This window comes from Streptomyces sp. NPDC091376, assembly GCF_044757085.1.
Lineage (GTDB): Bacteria > Actinomycetota > Actinomycetes > Streptomycetales > Streptomycetaceae > Streptomyces > Streptomyces pratisoli.
Genome location: NZ_JBIVUF010000005.1, coordinates 208,950 through 231,943, shown reverse-complemented (window position 1 = coordinate 231,943; position 22,994 = coordinate 208,950). Strand labels below are relative to the sequence as shown.

29 protein-coding genes are annotated in these 22,994 nt (G+C 71.3%); 14 read left to right on the top strand and 15 right to left on the bottom strand.

The genetic code is table 11. From position 1 onward, the window contains the following. The first annotated feature begins 1 nt into the window (after position 1). The 7 genes from ACIQMR_RS13270 to ACIQMR_RS13240 all read left to right on the top strand — a co-directional run bounded on the left by ACIQMR_RS13270 (position 2) and on the right by ACIQMR_RS13240 (position 7,699). The gene (locus tag ACIQMR_RS13270; RefSeq protein WP_401385515.1) at positions 2–904 is read left to right on the top strand and encodes an alpha/beta fold hydrolase; all 903 of its coding nucleotides are present in this window, start codon (positions 2–4) and stop codon (positions 902–904) included. Positions 905–911: 7 nt separating this feature from the next. After that, positions 912–2,339 carry a glycosyltransferase gene (locus tag ACIQMR_RS13265; protein WP_401385514.1) on the top strand — a complete coding sequence of 476 codons (1,428 nt, stop codon included), beginning with the start codon at positions 912–914 and terminating at the stop codon, positions 2,337–2,339. Beyond that, positions 2,336–3,430: a class I SAM-dependent methyltransferase gene (locus ACIQMR_RS13260; RefSeq protein ID WP_401385513.1), complete on the top strand. Its 1,095-nt coding sequence runs from the start codon at positions 2,336–2,338 to the stop codon at positions 3,428–3,430. Before ACIQMR_RS13265 ends, ACIQMR_RS13260 begins: the two co-directional genes overlap by 4 nt. Before the next feature lie 386 nt (positions 3,431–3,816). Beyond that, positions 3,817–4,425, top strand: coding sequence for a DJ-1/PfpI family protein (locus ACIQMR_RS13255; protein WP_401385512.1), 609 nt, complete (start codon positions 3,817–3,819; stop codon positions 4,423–4,425). A gap of 462 nt (positions 4,426–4,887) precedes the next feature. Next, positions 4,888–5,409 carry a VanZ family protein gene (locus ACIQMR_RS13250; RefSeq protein ID WP_401385511.1) on the top strand — a complete coding sequence of 174 codons (522 nt, stop codon included), beginning with the start codon at positions 4,888–4,890 and terminating at the stop codon, positions 5,407–5,409. A 131-nt stretch (positions 5,410–5,540) separates the two neighbouring features. Then, positions 5,541–5,990, top strand: coding sequence for a nitroreductase family deazaflavin-dependent oxidoreductase (locus tag ACIQMR_RS13245; protein WP_401385510.1), 450 nt, complete (start codon positions 5,541–5,543; stop codon positions 5,988–5,990). 503 nt (positions 5,991–6,493) lie between these two features. Further along, entirely contained in the window at positions 6,494–7,699 is a 1,206-nt protein-coding gene (locus tag ACIQMR_RS13240) for a cysteine desulfurase-like protein (RefSeq protein WP_401385509.1), read from the top strand. 279 nt (positions 7,700–7,978) lie between these two features. On the opposite strand, the gene ACIQMR_RS13235 is transcribed toward ACIQMR_RS13240, so the two are convergent. From ACIQMR_RS13235 to ACIQMR_RS13220, 4 genes are all read right to left on the bottom strand, one after another. Next, on the bottom strand, positions 7,979–8,734 hold the full coding sequence (locus tag ACIQMR_RS13235) for a HemK2/MTQ2 family protein methyltransferase (protein ID WP_401385508.1): 756 nt from the start codon (positions 8,732–8,734) through the stop codon (positions 7,979–7,981). 199 nt (positions 8,735–8,933) lie between these two features. Beyond that, the gene (locus ACIQMR_RS13230) at positions 8,934–9,287 is read right to left on the bottom strand and encodes a DUF6479 family protein (RefSeq protein WP_401385507.1); all 354 of its coding nucleotides are present in this window, start codon (positions 9,285–9,287) and stop codon (positions 8,934–8,936) included. A 322-nt stretch (positions 9,288–9,609) separates the two neighbouring features. After that, the gene (locus tag ACIQMR_RS13225) at positions 9,610–9,822 is read right to left on the bottom strand and encodes a CsbD family protein (protein ID WP_401385506.1); all 213 of its coding nucleotides are present in this window, start codon (positions 9,820–9,822) and stop codon (positions 9,610–9,612) included. Positions 9,823–9,935: 113 nt separating this feature from the next. Then, positions 9,936–10,262: a plasmid stabilization protein gene (locus tag ACIQMR_RS13220; protein WP_266384948.1), complete on the bottom strand. Its 327-nt coding sequence runs from the start codon at positions 10,260–10,262 to the stop codon at positions 9,936–9,938. Between the two features lie 249 nt (positions 10,263–10,511). Between ACIQMR_RS13220 and ACIQMR_RS13215 the strand changes: the two genes are divergently transcribed. Next, positions 10,512–11,078: a hypothetical protein gene (locus tag ACIQMR_RS13215; RefSeq protein WP_401385505.1), complete on the top strand. Its 567-nt coding sequence runs from the start codon at positions 10,512–10,514 to the stop codon at positions 11,076–11,078. Positions 11,079–11,124: 46 nt separating this feature from the next. Here the strand turns inward: ACIQMR_RS13215 and ACIQMR_RS13210 are convergent, their stop codons facing one another. The 8 genes from ACIQMR_RS13210 to ACIQMR_RS13175 form a co-directional block, all read right to left on the bottom strand. Further along, positions 11,125–11,535 (bottom strand): gas vesicle protein K, encoded by a 411-nt coding sequence (locus ACIQMR_RS13210; RefSeq protein ID WP_401385504.1) that lies wholly within the window; start codon positions 11,533–11,535, stop codon positions 11,125–11,127. Then, complete coding sequence (locus ACIQMR_RS13205; RefSeq protein WP_401385503.1) at positions 11,525–11,767, bottom strand: gas vesicle protein; 243 nt, start codon at positions 11,765–11,767, stop codon at positions 11,525–11,527. Before ACIQMR_RS13205 ends, ACIQMR_RS13210 begins: the two co-directional genes overlap by 11 nt. Before the next feature lie 62 nt (positions 11,768–11,829). Beyond that, complete coding sequence (locus ACIQMR_RS13200) at positions 11,830–12,645, bottom strand: GvpL/GvpF family gas vesicle protein (protein WP_401385502.1); 816 nt, start codon at positions 12,643–12,645, stop codon at positions 11,830–11,832. Beyond that, a complete protein-coding gene (locus ACIQMR_RS13195; protein WP_401385501.1) occupies positions 12,638–13,120 on the bottom strand; it encodes a gas vesicle protein in 483 nt (160 codons plus the stop codon). Before ACIQMR_RS13195 ends, ACIQMR_RS13200 begins: the two co-directional genes overlap by 8 nt. Then, entirely contained in the window at positions 13,113–13,376 is a 264-nt protein-coding gene (locus ACIQMR_RS13190; protein WP_401385500.1) for a gas vesicle protein GvpG, read from the bottom strand. The genes ACIQMR_RS13195 and ACIQMR_RS13190 overlap by 8 nt, the downstream gene beginning before the upstream one ends. Before the next feature lie 38 nt (positions 13,377–13,414). Then, positions 13,415–14,128: a GvpL/GvpF family gas vesicle protein gene (locus tag ACIQMR_RS13185; protein WP_401385499.1), complete on the bottom strand. Its 714-nt coding sequence runs from the start codon at positions 14,126–14,128 to the stop codon at positions 13,415–13,417. Positions 14,129–14,130: 2 nt separating this feature from the next. Continuing rightward, the gene (locus ACIQMR_RS13180) at positions 14,131–14,652 is read right to left on the bottom strand and encodes a gas vesicle structural protein GvpA (RefSeq protein WP_401385498.1); all 522 of its coding nucleotides are present in this window, start codon (positions 14,650–14,652) and stop codon (positions 14,131–14,133) included. A 29-nt stretch (positions 14,653–14,681) separates the two neighbouring features. Next, complete coding sequence (locus tag ACIQMR_RS13175; RefSeq protein WP_401385497.1) at positions 14,682–14,975, bottom strand: gas vesicle protein; 294 nt, start codon at positions 14,973–14,975, stop codon at positions 14,682–14,684. Positions 14,976–15,123: 148 nt separating this feature from the next. On the opposite strand from ACIQMR_RS13175, the gene ACIQMR_RS13170 reads away from it, so the two are divergent. From ACIQMR_RS13170 to ACIQMR_RS13160, 3 genes are all read left to right on the top strand, one after another. Next, positions 15,124–16,023 carry a histone H1-like repetitive region-containing protein gene (locus tag ACIQMR_RS13170; protein WP_401385496.1) on the top strand — a complete coding sequence of 300 codons (900 nt, stop codon included), beginning with the start codon at positions 15,124–15,126 and terminating at the stop codon, positions 16,021–16,023. Positions 16,024–16,027: 4 nt separating this feature from the next. Further along, a complete protein-coding gene (locus ACIQMR_RS13165) occupies positions 16,028–16,984 on the top strand; it encodes an SRPBCC family protein (protein ID WP_401385495.1) in 957 nt (318 codons plus the stop codon). A gap of 165 nt (positions 16,985–17,149) precedes the next feature. After that, complete coding sequence (locus tag ACIQMR_RS13160; protein WP_401385494.1) at positions 17,150–18,190, top strand: NAD-dependent epimerase/dehydratase family protein; 1,041 nt, start codon at positions 17,150–17,152, stop codon at positions 18,188–18,190. Positions 18,191–18,289: 99 nt separating this feature from the next. Here ACIQMR_RS13160 and ACIQMR_RS13155 read toward each other — a convergent pair whose 3' ends face one another. Both ACIQMR_RS13155 and ACIQMR_RS13150 read right to left on the bottom strand, forming a co-directional pair. Continuing rightward, positions 18,290–18,454 carry a CDGSH iron-sulfur domain-containing protein gene (locus tag ACIQMR_RS13155; RefSeq protein ID WP_401385493.1) on the bottom strand — a complete coding sequence of 55 codons (165 nt, stop codon included), beginning with the start codon at positions 18,452–18,454 and terminating at the stop codon, positions 18,290–18,292. A gap of 77 nt (positions 18,455–18,531) precedes the next feature. Then, entirely contained in the window at positions 18,532–19,587 is a 1,056-nt protein-coding gene (locus tag ACIQMR_RS13150) for an iron-containing redox enzyme family protein (RefSeq protein ID WP_401385492.1), read from the bottom strand. A gap of 120 nt (positions 19,588–19,707) precedes the next feature. Between ACIQMR_RS13150 and ACIQMR_RS13145 the strand changes: the two genes are divergently transcribed. Genes ACIQMR_RS13145 through ACIQMR_RS13135 form a run of 3 tightly spaced genes read left to right on the top strand, consistent with a single transcriptional unit; the run spans position 19,708 to position 21,418 of the window. After that, positions 19,708–20,430, top strand: a complete 723-nt coding sequence (locus ACIQMR_RS13145; RefSeq protein WP_401385491.1) for a nucleotidyltransferase family protein — start codon at positions 19,708–19,710, stop codon at positions 20,428–20,430. Further along, complete coding sequence (locus tag ACIQMR_RS13140) at positions 20,427–20,687, top strand: BON domain-containing protein (protein WP_401385490.1); 261 nt, start codon at positions 20,427–20,429, stop codon at positions 20,685–20,687. Before ACIQMR_RS13145 ends, ACIQMR_RS13140 begins: the two co-directional genes overlap by 4 nt. Further along, positions 20,684–21,418 (top strand): metallophosphoesterase, encoded by a 735-nt coding sequence (locus ACIQMR_RS13135; protein WP_401385489.1) that lies wholly within the window; start codon positions 20,684–20,686, stop codon positions 21,416–21,418. Before ACIQMR_RS13140 ends, ACIQMR_RS13135 begins: the two co-directional genes overlap by 4 nt. A gap of 161 nt (positions 21,419–21,579) precedes the next feature. Here the strand turns inward: ACIQMR_RS13135 and ACIQMR_RS13130 are convergent, their stop codons facing one another. Then, positions 21,580–22,953 (bottom strand): cryptochrome/photolyase family protein, encoded by a 1,374-nt coding sequence (locus ACIQMR_RS13130; RefSeq protein ID WP_401385488.1) that lies wholly within the window; start codon positions 22,951–22,953, stop codon positions 21,580–21,582. Positions 22,954–22,994: the final 41 nt, after the last annotated feature.

Genomic DNA, 22,994 nt, shown 5'->3' with positions numbered 1-22,994 from the left:
GATGGCGATCATCGACGTCGGCGACATCCGGCTGCACGTCCAGCGCCTCGGGCCGCGCGACACCTCTCCGCAGGGCGGCGACGGTCGGCCGGGGCACCGGCATCGACTCGGCAGGCAGCTCGCCACGGACGACGCGTCCCCGGCCGCCGCCACCGTCGTCCTGCTGCACGGTCTGCTCACCGACAGTCTGGCCAGCTACTACTTCACCATCGCCCCCGCCCTGGCCGCTTCCGGTCTCGACGTCGTGATGTACGACCAGAGGGGCCACGGCCGCAGCGAGCGGCCGGCGACGGGGTACAGCCTCAACAGGTTCGTGGACGACCTCGGCGCCCTCCTGGACCGGCTGGAGATCCCCGGCCCCGTCCATCTGGTCGGCAACTCCTTCGGCGGCACGGTCGCGTTCGGTTACGCCATGCTCCGCCCCGGCAGGGTGGCGAGCATCTCCGTCGTCGAGTCCGAACCGGCCACGGCGTCGTGGGCGCGCAAGATCACCGGACTGCTGGGCCGGGTCCGGCAGGAGATGACCACGAACGAGACGGAGGCGCTCGACTGGATCGCCACGCACCGGGGCCACCACACGGCCCGGCTCGCCCAGGCCGCGGGCCGGCTGGTGCGGGACACCGCGATCGCCCGCGAGGTCACCGCCTGCGACGTGGTGACCGAGGACGCGATCCGTACGCTGCACTGCCCCGTACTCGCCGTGTACGGGGGCGACTCCGACCTGGCCGAGCAGGCCCCGTGGCTGCGGGAGCGGCTCCCCCGGTGCCGGACGGTGCTGCTGCCCGGGCACGAGCACTCGGTACTGGTCCAGGCACCCGGCCGGGTGCGCGATCTCGTACTGGACTGGATCAACCTCGCCGCCCCCGCTCACGACGACCCGCTGCCGGCCGCACCGTGGAGGTGAAGGTCCCTTGAGTCGCTTCCTGTTCGTCGTGCCTCCGCTCGTCGGGCACATCAATCCCCTCGTCGGAGTCGCCGCCGCGCTGACCGCCCGGGGGCACCAGGTGGCCTGGGCGGGGGTGCCCGGCATCGTGCACCGTCTCGCCGGGCCCGGCGCGCGGGTCCACCCCTCCCCCGCGACCTGGTCCGAAGGGGACTGGCCGACCCGGCCACCGGACATCCGGGGGCCGGAGGCGCTGCGCTTCCTGTGGGAGCGGTTCCTGGTGCCGCTGGCCGACGCGATGGCCGAGGGTGTTCGGGACGCGGTGGGCGCGTTCCGCCCCGATGTCGTCGTCGCCGACCAGCAGTCGCTGGCGGGTGGGCTGGTCGCGGAACGGCTCGGGGTGAGGTGGGCGACGTCGGCGACGACGTCGGCGGAGTTCGCCGACGTACTGGCCACGATGCCGAAGGTCGCGGCGTGGAACGAGGCCCTGGTACGCGAACTACGGCAGCGGGTGGGCGATCCGGGCAGCATCTGCGATCCGCGGTTCTCCCCGCATCTGGCGCTCGCCTTCACCACGGAGGAGCTGGCCGGGACGCCCGCCCGCGGCGGCGACCGGATCCGCTGGGTGGGCCCCTCGCTGTCCGACCGCCCGTCGCCCGCGGGCTTCCCGTGGGACTGGCTGGACCCGGGGCGGGCGACCGTCCTGGTCACGCTCGGCACGGCCAACACGGATGCGGGTGCGCGGTTCCTCACCGAGTCCGCCCGGGCGCTGCGCGCACGCGCGGACCGGCTGCAGGGTGTGGTGGTGGACCCGGAGGGTGTGCTCGCCTCGGACGGCACCGGCGACCACCGGGCCGTCGGGGGCGACGGCGACGTCCACGGCGACACCGGCCACATGGACAAGGATCTGCTCGCGGTGCCCGAAGTACCGCAGCTCGCGCTGCTGGAGAAGGTGGACGCGGTCGTCTGCCACGCCGGTCACAACACGGTGTGCGAGGCGCTGTGGCACGGTGTTCCGCTGGTCGTCGCACCGATCCGGGACGACCAACCGGTCATCGCGGCGCAGGTCGCCGAGGCGGGCGCCGGAGTCCGGATCCGCTTCGGCCGGGCCGACGCGTCCCGGATCGGGGCGGCGCTGGACACCGTACTGTGCACGCCGCACCACCGGGCCGCCGCCCGGTCCATCGGAGGTGTGTTCCGTGCGGCGGGCGGGGCCGCTGCCGCCGCGGACCATCTCGAACGGCTGGCCCGCGCGGACGGGCCCGCACGGCGGGACCAGGCGGGGCACCCCGAGCAGCCGGACCGTACCGGGCGAGCGGACCGCATGAACCGTGCGGACCCTTCCGTACCTCGTGCGGACCGGTCCGTACGCCCGGCGCATGTGGACCGTTCCGAGCGTCAGGCCGCCCGTGCGCACCGCCCCGAACTGCCGGCCCGTGAGGAGAACGACGTATGAACGCGGTGAATCCAGGCTCCGAGCGCTCTCCGCGGTCCCGGCCACGGCACGAGGTCGTGGCCGCGCTGCGCCCCGCCTACCTGGCCGAACTGGCCGACGGCCCTTCGGTGTTCTTCGAACCGATGCGGCACGACTGCCCGTGGTGCGGTTCGGCGCGGATCGGCGGCCACCTGCGGTTGCCCGACCTGATCCAGCACAAGCCCGGAGCCTTCCGTATCGACCGGTGCCACGCCTGCCGGCATCTGTTCCAGAACCCCCGTCTCAACGCCCGGGGGCTGGACTTCTACTATCGCGACTTCTACGACGGCCTGGGCGAGCAGCAGCTCGACGGGATGTTCGGCGGGCGCACGAAGTCCTACCGCCGCCGGGCGGAGTCCGTGCTGCCGTATCTGGGCGAGGCCAAGCGGTGGCTCGACGTCGGCACCGGTCACGGGCATTTCTGTGAGGTGGCGAGAGCGGTCCTGCCGGACGTGGTGTTCGACGGGCTCGACCGCTCCGCGGGCGCCGAACTGGCCGAGCTGGAGGGGCGGGTGGAACGCGGTCTCCGGGGCGCTTTCACCGAACTGGCACCGGGGTTCGCCGGGAGTTACGACGTCGTGAGCATGTTCCACTACCTGGAGCACAGCACCGAGCCGCTGCGCGAGCTGGAGGCGGCCCGCACGGCGCTGCGTCCCGGCGGCCGTCTGGTGGTGGAGGTACCGGACCCGGACAGTCGCTACGCGAGGCTGCTCGGGCGCTGGTGGCTCCCGTGGCTGCAGCCCCAGCACCTCCACCTCGTGCCGGTGGCGAACCTCCGTCGGGCCCTGTCCGAGCTGGGCTTCACGGTCGTGGCGGAGCAACACCGCTCCGCGCACGAGCCGGTGGACCTGGTGGCCGCGGTCTGGCTGGCGCTCGACGAGGCGGCTCCGCGTGACGATCTGCCCTGGCTGCCCGCCCGGCCGGGCCGGTCGCACCGCGCGCTGCGCACCTCGGCCCTGCTGGCCGGCGTCCCGGCTCTGGTGCTGGCGACGCTCGCGGACCGGATGATCGCTCCCTTCGCACGGAGACTCGGACTGTGCAACGCGTACCGCCTGGTGGCACGGCGCGAGTGACGTCGCCCAGGCCCACGACGCCGCCCCGACGCCGGCCCACGGCCACGACAGACGGGGAGGCACCCCAAGCCTCGACCGGACGTCCCAGATCGGGCGTGTCCCAGCCGCGGCCGGATGTCCCGGGCCGGGCGTGTCCCAGCCCCGGCCGGACGTCCCGGATCGGGCCTGCCCCTGTGCGGGACCGGACGATCACGACGTGCCGCGTGCCATGGACGTCACATTCCGACCTCGTCACCGACTGGTGGCGGGCGACCGAGCCGCTTCCCCGGTCGTGGGCAAGATCAGCGGCGGCCGGCAAACCACTGGCTGCCGATTGGCCCGGGTCTTGAGCATGGCCCGCCAGGAGACTGACTCATTCGTGGCCGACCTTCGAATGGGGAATTGTGATGCAGGTAGCAGTGGTCACCTTTGACGGGTTCAACGAGCTCGACAGCTTCATCGCCTCCGGGCTGATCAACCGATGCCGACAGGACGGCCTGGAAGCGTTCATCACGACGCCGACGCCGGTGGTCACGTCGAGGAGCGGCGTCGAGGTGAACGGACAGCGCCCGATGGAGTTCGTGACCGAGGCCGACGTCGTCCTGATCGGCAGCGGGCTGAAGACCCGCGAGGTGGTCGCCGACGACCGGCTGATCTCGATGCTGCGGCTCGACCCTTCGCGGCAGCTGATCGGCTCGCAGTGCTCGGGCGCGCTGGTGCTCGCGCGGCTGGGCTTGCTGGGCGACATGCCTGCCTGCACGGACATGGCGAGCCGGCCGTTCGTCGAAGCGCGCGATGTCAAGGTGCTGGACGCGCCCTTCCACACCGAGGGGAACATCGCCACGGCGGGCGGCTGCCTGGCGTCGCAGTATCTCGCCGCGTGGGTGATCACCCGCACGCTCGGGGAGGCTGCCGCGCGCGGCGTCATCGACTACGTGGCCCCGGTCGGTGAGAACCAGGAGACGGTCGAACGCGTCATGCGTACGGTCCTCGCGGGCCAGGTCGCGCTGCGCTGACGTCGCGCGCTCGTCGGCCCAGGCAGGGATGCGGGGGGCGCGTGCCCGCAGTCATGAAGTGCGCCACGGCCCGCGTGATCCCACCGACGGCGACGGGATCGCCGTCCACCTGCTTCCGCCGCGCGCTCCCCGGCTGCGGCGATCTCTGCCACAGCGTGACCGATGAGGCACGTTCGGTCAGATCCGCCCGGCTGTCGGCCGCTCCGTCGCCGTCCGGCGCGGAAGCGAGTCCATGACAGTCGCGCGCAGGGCGCGGAACTCGGCGATGCGCTCCGGTGACGGCGCCGCGCCGCCGGGCCGGGCGAAGGGGCGCAGGACCGCGCTCGCCGTCTCAGGGTTCCGAAGGGCATCCGATCCGCCTGTTGCCGGCGGCCCCGCTGCCGGGGCGGCGAGATCGCAGGTATGCGCATCCGCGGACCGGGTAACCGTCGGGCACACCGGACGGCTTGGTTAGGGGCACCGATGGCACGGAACGAATCCGACAAGATCGCGGCACCCATGGCGCCTGTCCTGCGGGTGGCGGCCGTCCTACTGGCGTTCGTGGCGACGGCGGTCTTCAGCGTCGCGCTCGCCCGGCTGACTCTGGAGCCCTCCGTGGCCTCCGAGCCGCTGACGCACAGCAATCTCCGCCCTGGCGCGTCCATCCGTGACTATCTGTCACAGCCCGCGTTCCGCGACACCGTCAAGCAGCTCGGCGGCAACGTTCTGCTCGGCGTCCCCTTCGGTGTGCTGCTGCCGGTCCTGCTGCCGCAAGCGCGTGGGTTCCTGCGCGTGCTGGTGGTGACGGGCGTGACGATGACGCTGGTCGAACTCGTCCAGGGATCCCTGGTCACCGGACGGGCCTTCGACATCGACGACGTCATCCTGAACGTGACCGGCGCGCTGCTCGGCTATCTCGTCCTCGGCAGGCGTCTCGGCCGCGCCGTCCATCCGAGGCGCCGCCACTGGTGGCAGCGCTGGACCGGGACCCCCAAGAGCCGGTGACCGTCCGCCCCACCAACTGCCCCCGGAGGCCGGGCAGGACATGTGCTCGGCGGTGTGGTGAGGATGAATCCGCGCGGTGCGTGTGCTGAACTGCGCAGCATCATCCGTAGCCGACGATGGGATGGAACGCGATGCCTCTTGAAGGCGAGTACGAGCCGAGTCCGGAGCAGTGGGTACGCGAACAGGTCGAGCTGTACGAGAGCTCGGGCGGCACCGAGGGCACGACGCTCATGGACACGGGACTGCCCGTCATCGTTCTCACGACGCGCGGCGCGAAGAGCGGCAAGATCCGCAAGAGCCCGCTGATGCGTGTGGAGCACGAGGGACGGTACGCGGTAGTGGCCTCGAAGGGCGGCATGCCAAGTCACCCGGTCTGGTACTTCAACATCAAGGCCGACCCACACGTGGAACTCCAGGACGGCCCCGTGCGCCAGGACATGACGGCCCGTGAGGTCACCGGGGACGAGAAGGCCGCGTGGTGGGAGCGCGCGGTCGCCGCGTATCCGCCGTACGCCGAGTACCAGGAGAAGACGGACCGGGTGATTCCCGTCTTCGTGCTGGAGGCGTCGGCCAGGAGCTGACCGGCGACCGGGAACCGGGAACCGGGAACCGGGACGCATGATCCGCCCTCCACCGGGCACCTGAGCCTCAGGCCCCGCCGCGCTCCCCCGTCGCGGCGGGGCTCCCTCATGCCGGGGCCGGCAGCGGTCACCGGGCGAGGCGTCCCCGGGGCAGCCCTGACCGGCCGGCCCTCCCCCGAGCCCCGAGCGCTGCTCACGACCCGCAGCGACTCCCGGACTCCCGCCGGCGTGCGCGGCTCACATTCACGCCAGAAGTGCGGCACGGCATCGATACCGAGTGGGTGGCGGCAACGGGGGTGAAGGTAGCTCGTGGGGCGCGTCGGGCGGACGGCCGGTCGTGTACGTGAGCGGTTCCCCGGGGCGCGATTCCGCCTGCCGGCGGCGAGGGACTCACGAAGCGCACTTGCCCGTCCCGGCCGGGAGCAACATGCTCTGAGCAGCATGCCCCGACCGAACGATCCGCCCCGCAGACACCACCGCCTCCCCCTCGACAGGAGGACCTCGTGAGCTACGACGTCACCGGCGTCCGTGCACAGTTCCCGGCCCTGGCCGCAGGTATCGCCCACTTCGACGGGCCCGGAGGCACACAGACTCCCCGGCCCGTCATCCAGGCCATCTCCGATGCCCTCGCCAGTCCCCTGTCGAACCGGGGCCAGGAGATCGCGGGGGAACGCAACGCGGCGGCCATCGTCACCGAGTGCCGCCGGGCCATGGCGGACCTGCTGGCCGCCGAGCCCGCCGGAATCGTCTTCGGCCGCAGCGCCACCCAGCTCGCCTACGACTTCTCCCGCGCCCTCGCCAAGACCTGGTCGCCCGGGGACGAGGTCGTCGTCACGCGACTCGACCACGACTCCAACATCCGCCCCTGGGTCCAGGCCGCCGAGCAGGTCGGAGCGACCGTCCGATGGGCCGACTTCGACCCGTCGACCAGCGAGATCACCGTCGAGGACATCCGCGCCGTACTCTCGGAGCGGACCCGGCTGGTCGCCGTCACCGCGGCGTCGAACCTGATCGGCACCCGGCCCCCGATCGCCGAGATCTCCCACCTCGTCCACGAGGCCGGGGCCCTGCTGTACGTAGACGGCGTCCACCGCACCGCCCACTCGCTGGTCGACGTCGAACAGCTCGGCGCGGACTTCTACACCTGCTCCCCGTACAAGTTCCTCGGCCCTCACCACGGCGTCCTCGCCGCCCGGCCCGCGCTCCTGGAGACGCTCCGCCCGGACAAGCTGCTGCCGTCGAGCGACGCGGTCCCCGAACGCTTCGAACTCGGCACTCTGCCCTACGAGTTCCTGGCGGGCACGCGAGCCGCTGTCGACTTCCTCGCCGGTCTCGACGCCGACGCGACGGGGACGCGCCGGGAGCGGCTGACCGCCGGCTTCGCCGCCCTCGAGGACCACGAGGAAGGGCTCAAGGCACAGATCGGCAAGGGTCTGTCGGAGCTCGCGGGGATCACCGTGCACTCGCGCGCCGCCGACCGCACCCCGACCATGCTCCTGACCTTCGACGACCGCGACACGACGGACGCCTACCGCTACCTGGCGGCCCGCGGCGTCCACGCTCCCGCCGGCTCCTTCTACGCCATCGAAGCCTCCCGCCGGCTCGGACTGGGCGACACCGGCGGCCTCCGCGTCGGCCTCGCGCCGTACAACGACGCCTCGGACGTGGACAGGCTGCTGCAAGGCCTGGCGGACTTCCTGCGGTCCTGAGCCCTCGCGACGTCCCGGTCGCGGACGGCGGGCGAGAACGCGCGGTCCCGCGTATCGCCGTCCGCCCGCGCCGGCGGCGATGGCCGTGGCGGTGGCGGCCGACCTCATGGTCGGCGCCCGGGCGTCCCTGACGTGAGCCGGGCGTCGCGAACCGGGCCCTCCGGTGCTCGATCGGGCCGTCACACCGGCCCCGGACTGATCCGGCCACGCCGCGCGCCCGGGTCGCCGCCACCGCCACGTTCGCCATGCGCCGCCTCGGCTCTCGACGGACTCCGGTGCCTACCTCCAGGGTCGCGGTACACGGTCGGCGCGGACGACGATCAGTTCCTCCGTTCGCTGGCCCGGGGCGATCAGCCCTCGTTCCTCCAGCCATGGGGCACGCGAGTTCAGTACGGGGCCGAAGGGCTGGGTGCGCCGGGCGACCACCGAGACCTTCAGGCCGGCCCGGTCCAGCTGCTGGAGGGTCAGGTCGGGCCGGGACAGTGCGGACTGGACCACCAGCAACGATCCGTTCTCGGCCAGCAGTTCGGGAGCCACCGCGCACAGGTCGTCGAGGTGGAGCCGCCCGTCCGGGCCCGCGTCGACGGTGCGCTCGGGGCCGGGGGACCGGGCAGTGCCGTCCGGGCACGGCACATAGGGCGGGTTGGCGGTGACCATGTCGAAGCGGTGCCCCGCCGCACGGTCGCGGAAGTCACCGCGCAGGACGTGTACGCGGAGCCGGTGCAGCCACGCGTTGCAGCGGGCGGCGATCACGGCGCGGTACGAGGTGTCCACCGCCCACACGTCCGAGGCGCCGAGCCGAGCCGCGGTCAGGGCGATCAGGCCCGTGCCGGTGCACACGTCGAGAACGCGGGCGCCCGCGGGCATGGCTGCTCTTTCGAGGGCCTCGCGCAACAGCTGGGAGTCACCCTGCGGGCGATAGACACCCCACGGCCTCACCAGCGCGGCCGGGGAAGGCACACCGCTCCCCCGCGGCGTTCGCGCGGTGGCGACCGTCCGGCACGACGAGTCGTGTGCGCTCGGGGCGTCGCTCATGTTCTCCTCCGGATCCGTCCGGGCGGGCCGGTCTCACTGCCGGCCGCCTGCACCGGCCTCCTGCACCAGCCGCCTCACGGCACCTCGCGCAACCGTGGCGCCATGGCATGTGGCTGATCGGGCCGACCGACGAAGGACCGGCAATGGTCCGGCACTTCGGGATGGCGGGCCTCGCTCATCCGTGGAGTCCACCGCACCCCTAGGCGCCACCCTCGTCTTCGCGCGCACGCTGCCGACCGGACGCGGGACGGGTGCTGTGGGGCTTCAACTGGTGCGGGGTGAGCCGCGAACCGTCGTCCGGGAAGGCCTCGTCGTCCGCCTCTCGCCGCTGCTCGATGTGCGTGCGGTCTGGGGGCGCCGTCGGCTGCTCCTCCGGCCGGGGTGGCCGCGGCTGCGACCGGCGGCGGCGTACGGCCCACGGGATGACTCCGATGAGTACCGCCACGATCACGAGCCCCGCGATGAACGGTCCTACACCGCCGAGCACCGGATTGCTCGCGGCGATCGCGGCTCCGGTGACGAGGCTTGCCTGGCCGGCGATGAGTATGTCCATGTCCTCCGCCTTCCTCTGCGGGCCTGCCCGGAACCGCCAGGAGCAGGAGGCTCGGCTCCGGCTCGGCCGCCGGGGCCGTTGCAGGGCTTCTCCGGCTGTCCGACCCTTCCAGCCTTGCCCGGCGAGGTCCCGGCCTTCGGGCATCCGTCTGCCCCGCACGCCGTGCACCACACCTGCCACCTGCCGCTTGCCACCTGCGAGCCGGCGGTGGAGGAGCCCTGGACGGGACCAGCACGGAGCGGTCCTAAGCGCACGCGCAACGGCCGGGGCGGGAGAGTCGTTCCCGCCCCGGCCGTGTTCCGTTACGCACGATGACGAGCCGTCACTTGTGGCGACGAACCTTTCCCTTGGTCTCCTCCACCGTGCCCTTCACGACGTCCTCGACCTCTCCTGCGGCCTGCTTGGCCTTGCCGGCCGCCTGGTCACCGGCTCCTTTGAGGCGCAAGTCGTCACTGCCCGTCGCGCGCCCGACCTTCTCCTTGGCCTTGCCCGTCGCTTCCTGGGCCTTGCCACGAATCTTCTTGCCCTCAGCCACCCTGATCAGCTCCTCGATCGGAGTAGATTGCGTTACTTCATGCGCATACCTCCCGAAGAGGTCCGCAAACCTGTGACGGGCTCCCGCGGCAGGACCGATCCTCGCGATGAGCCTCAGCGACCCAGGGCACGGCGCAGTTCGTCCTTGTTCATCGACGAGCGCCCCTCGATGTTCTTCTTCTTCGCCTCCTCGTAGAGCTGGTCCTTCGTGGGCCCCTGTGCACCCTTGTGGGAGCGCTCGCCGCCTCGCTGGGAGGCGGACTTGGGGTCCTGCGTGGAGGTCCTGCTCGCGGTCCTGGACTCGCCGGAGCGGGCCCGCTCCTTGTTCACCGTGCGAGCGGCGATCTCCTTGGCGCGCGAGGCGGACTCACCGCGCTTCTGGGCGCTGTCCTTGATGTGCTCGTACTGGCGTTCCCGCTTGGGACTGGATCCGGCAGGCATGGCGTTCTCCTCGGGTCACGGCCGCCAAGGACCTGATCTCCTTGGCTCTCCTGGACGCCTTCCCCTTCTTGCGAGGATCGATCGCGGGGCGCGGCGGGGGTCCGCCACGGGAGCCACCGCCGGGTAGGGACGTCCGCGTCCGGGCGCCGGGTGCGGCGCACCTCTGCACCGCGCTCCCGGGTCCGAACGAGGGACGGGCCACGGGGAAGGTGAGGCCGGTTCGCGGCGGCGGAAGGAATGGCGGAGGGAATGTCGGAGGTAATCCGGAACACATCGGTCCAGAGGCGTGAAGACGTGGCCTCCGGCCGGATCGGAGAGGTCACCGTGCACGACAAGGCACTTCGCATCTATCTCGACGACCACCTGGCCGGCGCCACCACGGGGGCCGAGCTGTCCCGGCGTATCGCACGGGCGCACGACTCGTCGGGCCGCGCCCCGGAGCTGCGGCGCCTGGCCGAGGACATCGCAGACGACCGCCGCAGCCTCCTGGCCCTCATGGAGTCTCTCGGGATCGCCCCGCAGCAGTACAAGACCTGCGGCGGCTGGGTCGCGGAGAAGATCGCCCGCTTGAAGCTCAACGGCCGCGTCCGGCGCCGCTCGGGGCTGAGCACCATGGTGGAGCTGGAGACCCTGCGCATGGGCATCCAGGGCAAGTACCTGCTCTGGACCGCGCTGATGGCCGCCGCGCCGGTCCCGGGCCCGATCGACACCACACGGCTCCAGGAACTCGCGGACCGGGCAAAGGACCAGATGGAGACGGTTGACGCGCTGCACCGCACGGCGGCCAGGGCGGTCCTCGCAGAGGGCCGGATCTAGCCGACGCCGGGCCCGGGCCGGCCAGAGGCGGCCGGGCTCGCGCCGGTCAGTCGGCCGGTGGAAGCAGCGTGCCCAAGGGGCCGAGGTCGAGGTTGAGGTCCTCCATCGTCAGCCCGTACTGGGCGCACAGACCGACCATGCGGTCGTGCAGGACCATCAGGGTCGCCCCCAGCCGCTCCTCCTCCGCTTCCGTGAGGTCACCCTGGTCCACGCGGTGCAGCGCCTGCCGCTCCATCAGTTGCCGCAGCAGTTCGACCAGGGTCAGCACCAGCCTGACCAGGTCCCTCTCCACGGTGTCGGGGTCGGCGCTGATCCTGCGGGCGGGGGCCGCATCCGGGCCGCCGCCGGGCCCCGGCAGGTCCTGGGGGGCTGCGGGCAGCAGCCGGAAGGCGCGGGCGGCGGCCTCCGCCACCTCGTCGAGGCGACGGGTCCTGCCGTCCTCGTCCTCAGTGGCCATCGTGGCCTCGGTCGTCGTCGTGGTCTCCCTGCGCGGATCGGACGGACACGATGAGGGCGCGCAGGGAGACGCGCACGAGATCGATGTCGGCGATGGAGAGCACCACGTCGCCGGTGAGGACGACACCACCGCTGAGCAACCTGTCCAGCAGGTCGATCAGTGCCACCTGCCGCTGCGGCAGTGGCTCAGCAGACCCCGTGGTCGCCGTCGCCCCCGAAACCCCCGTCCGCACCGGCACCTCCGGCACCCCGGGAAACCCTGGGCCATGGCCCTGCCAGCCGGGCTCCTGCGCCGTCACGGGCCCGCGCCCCGCTCGTGACCGGCGGAGACCTCGGGCGGTGTGGCGAAGGAGTACGGCGCCCAGGGACCGGTGAGTTCGACGCGCACCCCTTCGAGACCGTCGGCGGCGCGACCCGCGTCGGCACGGAACTCCTCGGCGTGTTCACGGGGCACGAGATACGCGTCGTTGACGACGTTCTCGCCCGGCCCGGTGGCCAGTTCACCCTGCTGCGGCCGGTGCCGGGCGCGGTCGGCGGCGTACCGTCGCCCTGCCGCCTCGACCCGCTCGGCCGCGGTCTGCGCAGCCTCATATGCGGTGTCACGGACCGTCCGCTGTGCCCTGCGCGTGCGCAGGTACGCGCGTCCCGGGCTGAGCCCCTCGGCCGGCTCCGCTTCTTCCGGCGCGGGAGCGGCCGACGGTTCCACGTAGATCTTGACCCCCCACTCCACATGCGCGGCGAGGTGCGCCAGCCGTTCCGCGAAGAAGTCGCCCTGGGCCGCGAGGGCGCCGTGCGCCCGCTCGTCGTCGAGGTACACCGTCGCCAGACGCAGAGGAAGGACCGCGGTGTCGGCGGACAGCGCCTCGACGACCCCGTGGTGGGCGCGGGCGACCGACTCCAGCCATGTCAGGTCTTCGAGATGCCGCTTGAGTGCGTCCTCCTGGAAGTCCTCGCCGGGCACCGGGCTCACCACCAGCACCAGCACGCCGCCCTCTGCGAGAGGCAGCAGACGTACGGGAGCGCCGCCCACGCCGGTGAGTCCCTCGACGGTGCCGCCCAGTCCGTCCGCGTCCCGGGCCACGGCGTACACATACGTGACACGCTCAGTCATCGCGCGCCCTCCTCGTACGGCGGGCGGGCCTGGGTTCCTCCTCCGTCACCGGTTCCGGCTCTTCCGCAGGTGCACCTCGTGCGACGCCCGGGGCTTCCTCGTCCTCGGTGCCACGCCGCCGGGAGCCGCTGGGCAGTGCCTCGCCCTGGCGCAGCGCGTCGATCTCGGCCCGGAGCCGCCGGTTCTCCTCCGCGAGCGAGCTCTCTCCGCGGCTGCGCGAGGACAGTGCGGGATCGTGCTCCCACCAGTCGATGCCCATCTCCTTGGCCTTGTCGACGGAGGCGACGAGCAGCCGGAGTTTGATGGTCAGCAACTCGATGTCGAGCAGATTGATCTGGATGTCGCCGGCGATGACGATGCCCTTGTCCAGCACCCGTTCCAGGATGTCGGCCAGGTTGGCGGAGGAGCCCTGCCCGTACGGCGGCGCCGCCCTGCTGGGGTACGAGCCGAGCCTGTTGGCGATCGGGTCAGTCACGGTAGCGGCCCCGGCCTTCCTCCCGGAACTCCCTGATCTCCGCCAGCTTGTCGAGGAGTTCGTCCTCCCTGCGGTCGAACGTCTCCTCGTCGATCTCGCCGGCCAGCAGCCGTGCCTCGAGCTCGGCAAGCTCACGCTGGACGGGGGCGGGGTCGTAGTACTCGTCCTCGGCAGCCTCCAGGACGCGCTCCATCACCCAGCCGACACCGCGTACCGGCGCCAGCGGCAGAAGCACGATCTCTGTGAACAGACCCATGGGATCACCTTCCGCTCCGGGCGACTTCGGTCCGGAGCTCAGACGAAGCTGTAGGGGGGAAGCGGCCCGTTGAGCCGGAATTCGAAGTCCTCCCCCATCTGGTTGGCGAGACTCAGTTCGGTGGTGAGGAAGCCCTCGTCGTGGTCCTGAGCCACCAGGAAGGAGACGCTGAGGAAGTCCTCACCGGTCGGCCGGGAGACCTCGTGGTCCCGGGCGAAGGGACGCAGCGCCTCGACGACTCCGGCGGCCAGTGCCGCGTGGCGCGCCTCCACCTCGCCCGCCACCAGCTCGCCGAGCGCCACGGACACATCCGGGCCCGCCGAACCGTTGCGGATCGAGTCGTTGAGCTCACGGGCCGTGCTCGACTCCTCCAGTATCTGCCGGAGCAGCGACTCCTCGTCCTGTTTGACCTTGAGGTGGTACTCGGCGCAGTCCTCCAGCGCACGGAGGCGGTCCGCGTACTCCCCAGCCCGCGCTTCCAGTGCGCTCCGGACGGCTTCGTCGTCCGCGGCCGTGAGCCCGAACCTCAGGGGCAGCACCGTGCCGTCGGCCATGAGCCGGTTCTGGACCTCCTGGTGCGCGGTGAGATCGCGGCGTTTGGGTCGCAGGTCATCGGGTGCGTCACTGACCACGGCCGTGAGTGAGCTCGCGGTCACGGTGCGCAGCTTGGAGGGCGGATCCCCCACCCCGGTGACTTCGTCGATCCTGAGTGGATGCTCCTTGGCGGCGATGGAGTAGACGTATACGGCCATGGTCACTCCTCCTCGCGTTCCCTCGCGCGGCGGGACGTACGACGGGGGGATGTGCGACGTGGCCTCTCCGCAGGCTCGCGCTCCTTCCGGCGGCGCGGCTCGCGGGCGTCGTCCTCCGTCTCCTCGTCCTCCTGCTCCTCGTCGGCGTCATCGTCCTGCTGACCGCCCTTGAGGGAGTCCGTCACGGCTTCCACCGCTCCGGTGAGCGCGCCTTTGGACTTACCGCGGGCGCCGCTCTCGACGGTGTCGCCGACGAGGTCGGTGAGCTGCGCAGGAGCCTTGCCGCCGCTCTCGAGGTCCAGGCGGTTGCACGCCTCGGCGAAGCGCAGGTACGTGTCGACGCTGGCCACGACAATGCGGGCGTCGATCTTCAGGATCTCGATCCCGACGAGCGACACACGCACGAAGACGTCGATGACGAGTCCGCGATCAAGGATGAGCTCCAGGACGTCGTAGAGACTGCTGCTGCCGCCGCCACCAGCCCTGGAAACGCTGCCACCGCCGCCTTGCGGCACCACGGTCATGGCGCCTCCCTTCATCGACCCGGCCCTGCTCAGACCCTGCGGTCGATCTGTCCTCGGGTGTATCTGCGTATCCGCTCGTAGGACACCAGGTCGCCGTCCTCGTCCAGGACCACCCGGTAGCTGCCCATCACACTCGTCGTCTCGGGAATCCTCTCCAGCTCCAGGACCTCCACATGGGCCTCCCACCCGTCCTCGGTCGGCTTGATGGCCGAGACCGACTCGGGCGGCCGGCCGAGCAATTGCTCCAGTTGTTCCGCCGCGGAGCGCATGACCGATGCGGCCTTGCTCTTGCGCCGCCGTCGGGCGGGTTCTGCAGGGGCCATGGTCGTCTCCGATGTGCGGAGCGGGCGCCATATTCCACGCACGAACATACAATCTCATCATATAGGGACATATCTGTCATCCGCCTGGGTACTCTCCCTGTGCTGCGGAGTCCCGCATTCCCAACGCCCTTTGCGGAGGGATCAGTTCATGAATGACACGACCAAGATCGCCCTCGCGGCCGCGGTCGCGGGTGGTTATGTGCTCGGGCGCACGAAGAAGGGGCGGCTCGCTTTCGCCATGGCTTCGTATCTCGCGGGGCGCCGCTTCGGACTCGATCCGCAGCAGCTGGCCACGGAAGGCCTGCGCCGGCTGAAGGACGTGCCACAAGTCGCCGATCTGAACGAACAGATACGTGGCGAGCTTCTCGACGCGGGCCGCAAGGCCATCGCGGCCACGGCGGACCGCCGGCTGGCCGATCTGGCCGACTCGCTCCATGAGCGCACCCTGCGTCTCGGGGAGAAGGGCGAGGAAGAGGAAGGCGAAGACGAGTACGAGGACGAGTACGAGGAGGAACCCGAGGAGGAGGAAGAAGAGGAGCCCGAGGAGGAGTACGAGGAGGAGGAGCCCGAGGAAGAGGAAGAAGAGGAACCTGAGGAGGAGGAAGAAGAAGAGGAAGAACCCGAGGAAGAGGAAGAGCCGGAGGAAAAGCCGCCACCGCGCCGCCGAGCGGCGAGAGGCGGCGGGAGGCCCGCTCCGCGGAAGAGGGCTGCCGAGAGGTCGCGAGGAGAACCGGCGAAGAAGGCACCGGCGAAGAAAGCCGCGGCGAAGAAGGCCCCCGCCAAGAAGGCCGCGGAAAGGCGCGCACCCGCCAAGAAATCCGCGACGGACAGGACCGCCGCCAGGAAGACCACGGCAAAGAAGGCGGCAGCGAAGAAGGCACCTGCCAAGAAGACGGCGGCGAGGAAGACAACGGCGAAGAAGGCGCCCGCCAAGAAGGCACCGGCAAAGAAGGCCGCAGCGAAGAAGACCACAGCGCGCAAGACGGCCGCGAAGAAGACGACGACACGGAAGTCGTCTGCCGGAAAGACCGCCGGACGGCGGAGGTAGAGCCATGGCCAAGACAGATCGCACCTCGGGCGGCGGGGGCGGCTCAGGAATGGACCTGCTGCGTGACGAGCTCATGGACTACCTCGGTGCCCAGATCGAGAGCCTTGCGGACAAGGCCGGTGACAAGTTGTCGGACGTCACCGACCAGCTGCTCGACTCCGCCGAGAACGGCGGCCCGCTTCCCGGTCTCCCGGGGGGCGGGATCGTGAAGTCCCTCGTCGGCAGCAAGCTGAAAGGCATGAAGGACAACGTGGTGGGCAAGGCACAGGACTTGATCGGAGGGGGTGGCGGGAAGTCCGGCAAGTCCGGCGGTGGCAAGTCGATGAACATGGTGGAAGTCCTCGACGTCGGCGTCCCGGTCCGCATGGCGTACGACTACTGGACGCAGTACGAGGCGTTCAGCGACTTCGCCAAGGGCGTCCGCAGCGTGTCCAAGGAGGACGAGGTACACAGCGACTGGAAGGCCAAGGTCGGTCCCTCGTCGCGCAGTTGGAAGGCCACCGTTCAGGAGCAGGTGCCGGACGAGCGCATCCTGTGGACTTCCGAAGGATCAAAGGGCACCACGAGGGGCTGTGTCAGTTTCCACGAGGTGACGTCCGATCTCACGCGCATCGTCCTCGTCGTCGAGTACTACCCTTCGGGGTTCTTCGAGAAGACGGGCAATCTCTGGCGCGCCCAAGGCCGACGACTGCGACTCGACTTCAAGCTCTTCCAGCGGTACGTCACCTTCGCCGAAGAGGAACCCGAAGGATGGCGCGGCGAAATCCGCGACGGCGAAGTCGTCCGTACCCACGAAGAGGCCATGGAGGAAGAGGAAGCGGAAGCGGACGGCGAGGAAGAAGGGGAGGAAGTGGACGAGTACGACGAGGAGCAGGAACCCTACGAGGGCGAGGACGGGGACCTGGACGAAGACGAAGACGAGTACGAGGAAGAAGAGGAAGAGGACCAGGACGGGCGATGACGACCCCGCGCGCCCGAGGCCGGGCGGGGGCCACCCCGGTCGCGACCGCGGTCGTCGCACTGCTGATAGCCGCCTCTCCCCGGGCACACGCCCTGGCTCTTCTGGTGTGGGCCGCGAGAGCCGGTCACCGACCGCCCGTGCAGCCTCCGACGAAAGGTGGCCGACATGAACGGTATGACGCGGAGCCCGACGGACGGTGCCGGCGGACCGAGGGTGGTCGTGGTGGGGGCGACCGGCAACGTCGGAACGAGTGTGATGCGTGCCTTCGCCGAGCGCCGGGACGGGGTGGCGGTCACCGGCCTGGCCCGCAGACTCCCCGCCTGGCGTCCCGAAGGGACGGCCTGGGTCGCCGCGGACATCGCCCCTGGCGGAACCGCACTCGTGCCCCACTTCCGAGGTGCGGACGCGATCGTTCACCTCGCCTGGCGGTTCCAGCCCACCCATGACCCGGTGGCGACCTGGCACACGAACGTGCTCGGCAGCATCCGGGTCTTCGAGGCGGCCGCCGAGGCGGGGGTGCCCGTGGTGGTCCACGCCTCCTCCGTCGGCGCGTACTCCCCCGGCCCCAAGGACCGTCTGGTCGACGAGTCCTGGCCGACCCATGGCTGGCCACGGGCGGCGTACTGCCGGGAGAAGGCCTACCTGGAGCGGTATCTGGACGCCTTCGCACTCAGCCATCCCGGCATCCGGGTCGTCCGCATGCGTCCGGGATTCCTGTTCAAGCGCGAGTCGGCCTCCCAGCAGCGGCGGCTCTTCGCGGGTCCCCTGCTGCATCCGCAACTGGTGCGGCACTCGCTCGTACCCGCCGTTCCCGACCTGCCCGGATTGAGGTTCCAGGCCCTGCACACCGACGACGCAGCGGCCGCGTACGTGGAGGCCGTCATGCGTCCGGTCCACGGTGCGTTCAACCTCGCCGCGGACCCACCGCTGGACGCCGCCGCCCTCGCCCGCGTCCTGGACGCCCGGCCGCTCAGGACGCCGCTGCCACCGCTGCGCGTCGCACTGTCGGCCGCCTGGCGACTGCGGCTGGCACCCGCCTCTCCCGACCTGCTCGACGCCGTGCTGCGCCTGCCTCTGATGGACTGCTCGCGGGCGCGCGCCACACTGGACTGGGAGCCACGGCACACGGCCGAGGACGCGCTCCGCGAGTGCCTGGAAGGGATGCACGCGCGGGCGGGCATGGACACGGCACCTCTCGCCGTGTGACAGGCAGGGAACCCCTGCGCGCCGGACCATCCACCACATCTGCCGGCATGTCGCGGCTGCCGGCCTGTTACGTCTGTCGCCCGCGCCCGGCGGCGTCGCTCACTCGCGTACGCGCCGTCGGTGGCTGGTGTCGCACCACGGGAAGCGCCTGCTCCGCCGACAGGTGCACAGCGCGACGCAGAAGCGGTCCGAGGTGACGGTCGTTCCGTCCTCCATCACGATGTCGACCGGGCCCTCGACGAGCAGGGGCCCATCGGTACCCATCCTGATACGGCGCGGGGCGTCACGGGACGCACACGGTACGCCACGGGGTTCGTACGCCGCGTCACGAGGTTCGTTCATCACGGATGACCACCACTCTCTCGTCCCGTCCGGCGTCCTTCCGGTCCGGGCTGATGCCCGTCCCTGAGCGCGCTACGACCGGTGCGCCAAGCGCCCAGTACGTGCTTCGCGAGACGGTCCTCCAGATGGACGGTGGCGTCGACCCCGAGGGCCACGTCGGCCTCGAGCTGCGGCTCCTCCCCCAGCAGACCCGCGACGACCTCGTGCCGCACGACCTGCTCGTGGACCGCGTCCGCCTCGACGTGCTCGTCGTAGAAGTGCTGCGCGGCGGGCCCGGCGCCCAGACGCCGCATGGCGGCGGCGAGGCGTGCCGATCCTGGTGAGGACGTGATCTCGACCGTGGCGAAGTGGCCGACCAGGCAGCCGCGCAGGGCCCGGTGCAGCCCGAAGAGCGACATGAGGTTCACCGTGGCCAGCACCTGGGCCGGAGCCGCGTCGAGATAGCGGCCGTACGTCGTGTCCAGGCCCAGGTCCGTCATCAGGTCGGCGAAGAGGCGCGCGTGGATACGCTCCGCCCGGCCCCCGCCGTACTCGTCGAACTCCACGGCCGCCATCCCGGCCTTGGCCGTTCCCCACAGCCGGGGCAGCACCCAGGCGTGCGGGTCGGCCTCCTTGAGGTGGTACAGCGAACGCAGTGCCGCGTAGTCCCGCAGCTGCCACGGCTCCCCCTCGTCCCGCAGGAAGTGCGAGACGCCGCTGCCGTGCACCGGCTCCACGAGAAGCCCGGCCAGCGCCTCGTCCACGGTCGTGTGACGTTCTGCCTGCTCGCGCAGCGTGGTGAGGAAGACGTCTTCCAGCGCCCGCCGCAGGCGCAGCAGGTCCGGATCCCACTCCAGGGCCGGGTCGACCCCGGCGAACCCTCGGTAGTGCAGCTCGTAGCAGACGTAGAGCGCGAGCTGCAGATCGTCGCCGTAGGGGTCGGCTCCGTCCGTCCCGTCCGGCGGAAGCGCCGCTCCTGCCGCGAGACGCTCGATGACGGCTTCCGACAGGGTTCCCCGTGCCTGCGGCAGCGACGGCCCCCGCTCATCGGTCGCTGCGGTCGCTGTGCCACTCATGTCTCTCGTGTACCCCGGATCGCGGTGTTCTGCCCTTGAACGGGTAGGCGCCGTGCACGGTAGCCGCATCCGCATCTGCGGCGGGCGGACCTCCGGCGCCGGATTGAGTAGGTGATCGTGATGGCTCATACGTCAGAGGCGGCCCGCGACGAGGCCGGGCGGCCGCATCTCGCGGGTGCTGCCGGCGGTCCGGCACGCGCTGCCGGCGGCAGTACGGCGCACGGTGCCACCCATGCTCAGGCGCACGGCGCCGCGGACGACCTGCCCAAGGACCATACGCAGGCCATCCTGGAGACCACCAAGCAGGTGGCGGCGCTGCTCAAGGAGGCGGGCTGCCCCTTCGCGCTGGCGGGCAGTGTGGCCGCGCATGCGCACGGTGTTCCGGCGGTGCTGCAGCACGACACGGACTTCTGCATCAGGCGCGAGGACGTCGACGAGGTGGTCGAGACGCTGGGCGACGGCGGCATCGAGATCGTGGCCGCGCCGGAGGACTGGCTGGTCAAGGCCCGTGCGGGCGGCGAGCAGATCGACCTGATCTTCGAGCTGTCGCACCGTCAGGTGACCGACGAGCTGCTGGAGCGGGCGACCGTGCTCCCGGTCGACTCGGTGCGGATGCCGGTCCTGGCCCCGTACGACCTGCTGAGCAGCCGGCTCGCCGCCCTGACCGAGCAGCACTGCGACTTCGGCCCCGTCCTGACGATCGCCCGCACGCTGCGCGAGCGCATCGACTGGGGCATGGTGCGGGCCGAGCACCGGGACGAGCCGTTCGCGGAGGCGTTCCTGTGCCTGCTGGAACGGCTGGGGGTCATCGAGCCGTTCGTGCCGCGGAAAGGCGCGACATGAACACCACAGGGGCGGAAGGAGGCGAGTACCGCATCGCGCGACTGCGCGAGCGTCTCGCCGGGGACGACGTCGCCGAGCTGGGCATACGCGTCGAGGAGCGGGGCGGTGCGGTACTGCTCTCGGGAACGGTCGCGACGGCCGTGCGCCGGGACGAGATCCTGCGCATCGCCGCGGAGGAACTCGGTGAGACCCCGGTACGCCCCGACCTCGTGATCGTCTCCGCCGAACCTCCGGACAGCGGCGAGGAGTTGCCATGATCCGCGTTGCGGCTGTCGGCGACATCCATCTGGGCGAGGACTGCCGGGGCCTGCTGCGTCCGGCCTTCGACACTCTCGGCGACTGCGCCGACATGCTGCTCCTCGCGGGAGATCTCACCCGTCACGGCACGGTCGCGGAGGCCGAGGTCGTCGCAGGGGAACTGAAGGGGCTGCCGGTCCCCGTCGTCGGCGTGCTCGGCAACCACGACTACCACAGCGACCAGGAGACCGAGGTGACGTCCGTCCTGGCCGCGGCCGGGGTCGCCGTCCTGGAGGGAGACGGCACCATCATCGACGTGCGCGGCACGAGCGTCGGCATCGCCGGCACCAAGGGCTTCGGCGGAGGCTACACCGGCCGTAGTGCGGGCGAGTTCGGTGAACCGGTGATGAAGGAGTTCGTCCGCTACTCCCGTCGCTGCGCTGCCGGCCTCGGCCAGGCGCTCGACGACCTCGCGGCGCGGGGCAGCCAGGTGCGGATCGCACTCACTCACTTCTCGCCCGTGCCCGACACACTCGCCGGGGAGCCACCCGAGATCCACCCCTTCCTCGGCAGCTATCTGCTCGCCGAGGCGATCGACGGGTCGGGCGCGGACCTCGCGGTGCACGGGCACGCTCATCGGGGCGTGGAGCACGGCATGACGGCGGGCGGCGTCCGCGTACGCAACGTGGCCCAGCCGGTGATCGGCCGCGCCTTCGCCGTGTACCGCCTCCATGTGCCGCCGCTGCCCTGATCCGCGGGTCCGGTGCGTACATCGGTCCGGCAGTCATGACGGTCCGGGACGCACGACGGACCGGGACGCACGACGGACCGGCACACATGACGGACCGGCATTCATGTCGGGGCCGCGCAGCGTCCGAGCGCCGCGGGCCAGGAGGGAGTCGTGCGAGGCGTTCAGCCGGCGCCGCGGCCTTCCTTGAACCGTGCCAGTCCGTGGGCGAGGTCGACGAGAGGCTCCGGGTAGTCGAGCCGTGCACGCTCCCGGTCCTGCAGCTTCCAGGGCTCGTGCACGGCCGCGCCTTCGAGCCCGGCGAGCTCGGGCACCCAGCGACGGACGTAGGCACCGTCCGGGTCGTGACGCCGGCCCTGGCGCACGGGGTTGAGCACCCGGTTGGGCCGGGTGTCGGTGCCCGTACCGGCCACCCACTGCCAGTTGAGCTGATTGTTCGCGACGTCGCCGTCGACCAGGAACTCCAGGAAATGCGCGGCCCCGACACGCCAGTCGACGTACAGCGTCTTGGTCAGGAAGCTCGCGGTCAGCAGCCTGCCCCGGTTGTGCATCCAGCCCTCGTGGCGCAACTGGCGCATGGCGGCGTCGATCACTGGATAGCCGGTCTGCCCGCCCTTCCACGCCTCGATCTCGTCCCCGGCCTCGTCCTCGCAGCGCCAGCGGTCGTGCCGGTCACGGTAGTCGTCGGTGGCGGCCGCAGGCCGGGCGGCGAGCACCTGGTGGTGGAAGTCGCGCCAGCACACCTGCCGTACGAACGCCTCGGCCCCCGGTCCGCCCGCACGGCGGGCACGGTGCACGGATTCGGCTGCCGAGACCGTGCCGAAGTGCAGATGCGGCGAGAGCCTCGACGTCGCGTCACCGGCCAGATCGTCGTGCCTCTCGTCGTACCGCACGATGCCGTGCCGCAGCCACGCGCTCAGTCGCCGGCGTCCCTCGCGCTCGCCACCGGCGGCGAGGCCTTCGGAGACGCCCTTGACGTCCTTGCGCGAGGGCACCGCCTCCGAGCGGACCGACTCGGGTACCGGGATGGCCCGCGGTGCGGTGAGCGTGCCGCGCAGCTCCTCCTGCGACCAGCGCCTGAAGTACGGGGTGAAGACGGCGAAGTGATCGGAACCCGCGGGAACGACGGCCCCGGGCGGCAGCGCGGTGATCACGGCGTCGTGCACGTGTACCCGGCGGCCCTCCCGCCCCAGGGCCGAACGCAGCCTCGCCTCGCGGGCGTGGGCGTAGGCCGTGACCCCGGCGGCCATGTGCAGTTCGTCGGCGTCCGCCTCGCGCGCCACCGCGCACACCTGGTCGACGACGCCACCGGAGCGGACGACGAGGCGTCCGCCACGATCCCGCAGCCCGGTGTCGAGATCGGCCAGGCAGTCGGCGAGGAACGCGTCCCGGTTCGGCGAGCAGAACCCCGCGGCCTTGATGCCGTCGTCCCGTACGAACAGCGGCACGACCCGGTCGCACGCGCTGAGGGCGGCACGCAGCGGCGGATGGTCGTGCAGACGCAGGTCGGAGGTGAACAGGACGACCGCGGTACTCATGAGGCTCCCAGGGAACGAGCCTTGCCGCACCCGCACTTCCG

Coding starts and splice junctions, on each gene's coding strand:
- ACIQMR_RS13245 (WP_401385510.1), top strand. CDS start 5,541: ATGCCTCTTGAAGGCGAGTACGAGCCGAGTCCGGAGCAGTGGGTACGC.
- ACIQMR_RS13170 (WP_401385496.1), top strand. CDS start 15,124: ATGAATGACACGACCAAGATCGCCCTCGCGGCCGCGGTCGCGGGTGGT.
- ACIQMR_RS13260 (WP_401385513.1), top strand. CDS start 2,336: ATGAACGCGGTGAATCCAGGCTCCGAGCGCTCTCCGCGGTCCCGGCCA.
- ACIQMR_RS13270 (WP_401385515.1), top strand. CDS start 2: ATGGCGATCATCGACGTCGGCGACATCCGGCTGCACGTCCAGCGCCTC.
- ACIQMR_RS13165 (WP_401385495.1), top strand. CDS start 16,028: ATGGCCAAGACAGATCGCACCTCGGGCGGCGGGGGCGGCTCAGGAATG.
- ACIQMR_RS13200 (WP_401385502.1), bottom strand. CDS start 12,645: ATGACTGAGCGTGTCACGTATGTGTACGCCGTGGCCCGGGACGCGGAC.
- ACIQMR_RS13215 (WP_401385505.1), top strand. CDS start 10,512: ATGTCGGAGGTAATCCGGAACACATCGGTCCAGAGGCGTGAAGACGTG.
- ACIQMR_RS13135 (WP_401385489.1), top strand. CDS start 20,684: ATGATCCGCGTTGCGGCTGTCGGCGACATCCATCTGGGCGAGGACTGC.
- ACIQMR_RS13230 (WP_401385507.1), bottom strand. CDS start 9,287: ATGGACATACTCATCGCCGGCCAGGCAAGCCTCGTCACCGGAGCCGCG.
- ACIQMR_RS13175 (WP_401385497.1), bottom strand. CDS start 14,975: ATGGCCCCTGCAGAACCCGCCCGACGGCGGCGCAAGAGCAAGGCCGCA.
- ACIQMR_RS13145 (WP_401385491.1), top strand. CDS start 19,708: ATGGCTCATACGTCAGAGGCGGCCCGCGACGAGGCCGGGCGGCCGCAT.
- ACIQMR_RS13250 (WP_401385511.1), top strand. CDS start 4,888: ATGGCACGGAACGAATCCGACAAGATCGCGGCACCCATGGCGCCTGTC.
- ACIQMR_RS13150 (WP_401385492.1), bottom strand. CDS start 19,587: ATGAGTGGCACAGCGACCGCAGCGACCGATGAGCGGGGGCCGTCGCTG.
- ACIQMR_RS13210 (WP_401385504.1), bottom strand. CDS start 11,535: ATGGCCACTGAGGACGAGGACGGCAGGACCCGTCGCCTCGACGAGGTG.
- ACIQMR_RS13160 (WP_401385494.1), top strand. CDS start 17,150: ATGAACGGTATGACGCGGAGCCCGACGGACGGTGCCGGCGGACCGAGG.
- ACIQMR_RS13130 (WP_401385488.1), bottom strand. CDS start 22,953: ATGAGTACCGCGGTCGTCCTGTTCACCTCCGACCTGCGTCTGCACGAC.
- ACIQMR_RS13180 (WP_401385498.1), bottom strand. CDS start 14,652: ATGACCGTGGTGCCGCAAGGCGGCGGTGGCAGCGTTTCCAGGGCTGGT.
- ACIQMR_RS13255 (WP_401385512.1), top strand. CDS start 3,817: ATGCAGGTAGCAGTGGTCACCTTTGACGGGTTCAACGAGCTCGACAGC.
- ACIQMR_RS13190 (WP_401385500.1), bottom strand. CDS start 13,376: ATGGGTCTGTTCACAGAGATCGTGCTTCTGCCGCTGGCGCCGGTACGC.
- ACIQMR_RS13235 (WP_401385508.1), bottom strand. CDS start 8,734: ATGAGCGACGCCCCGAGCGCACACGACTCGTCGTGCCGGACGGTCGCC.
- ACIQMR_RS13140 (WP_401385490.1), top strand. CDS start 20,427: ATGAACACCACAGGGGCGGAAGGAGGCGAGTACCGCATCGCGCGACTG.
- ACIQMR_RS13155 (WP_401385493.1), bottom strand. CDS start 18,454: ATGGGTACCGATGGGCCCCTGCTCGTCGAGGGCCCGGTCGACATCGTG.
- ACIQMR_RS13185 (WP_401385499.1), bottom strand. CDS start 14,128: ATGGCCGTATACGTCTACTCCATCGCCGCCAAGGAGCATCCACTCAGG.
- ACIQMR_RS13220 (WP_266384948.1), bottom strand. CDS start 10,262: ATGCCTGCCGGATCCAGTCCCAAGCGGGAACGCCAGTACGAGCACATC.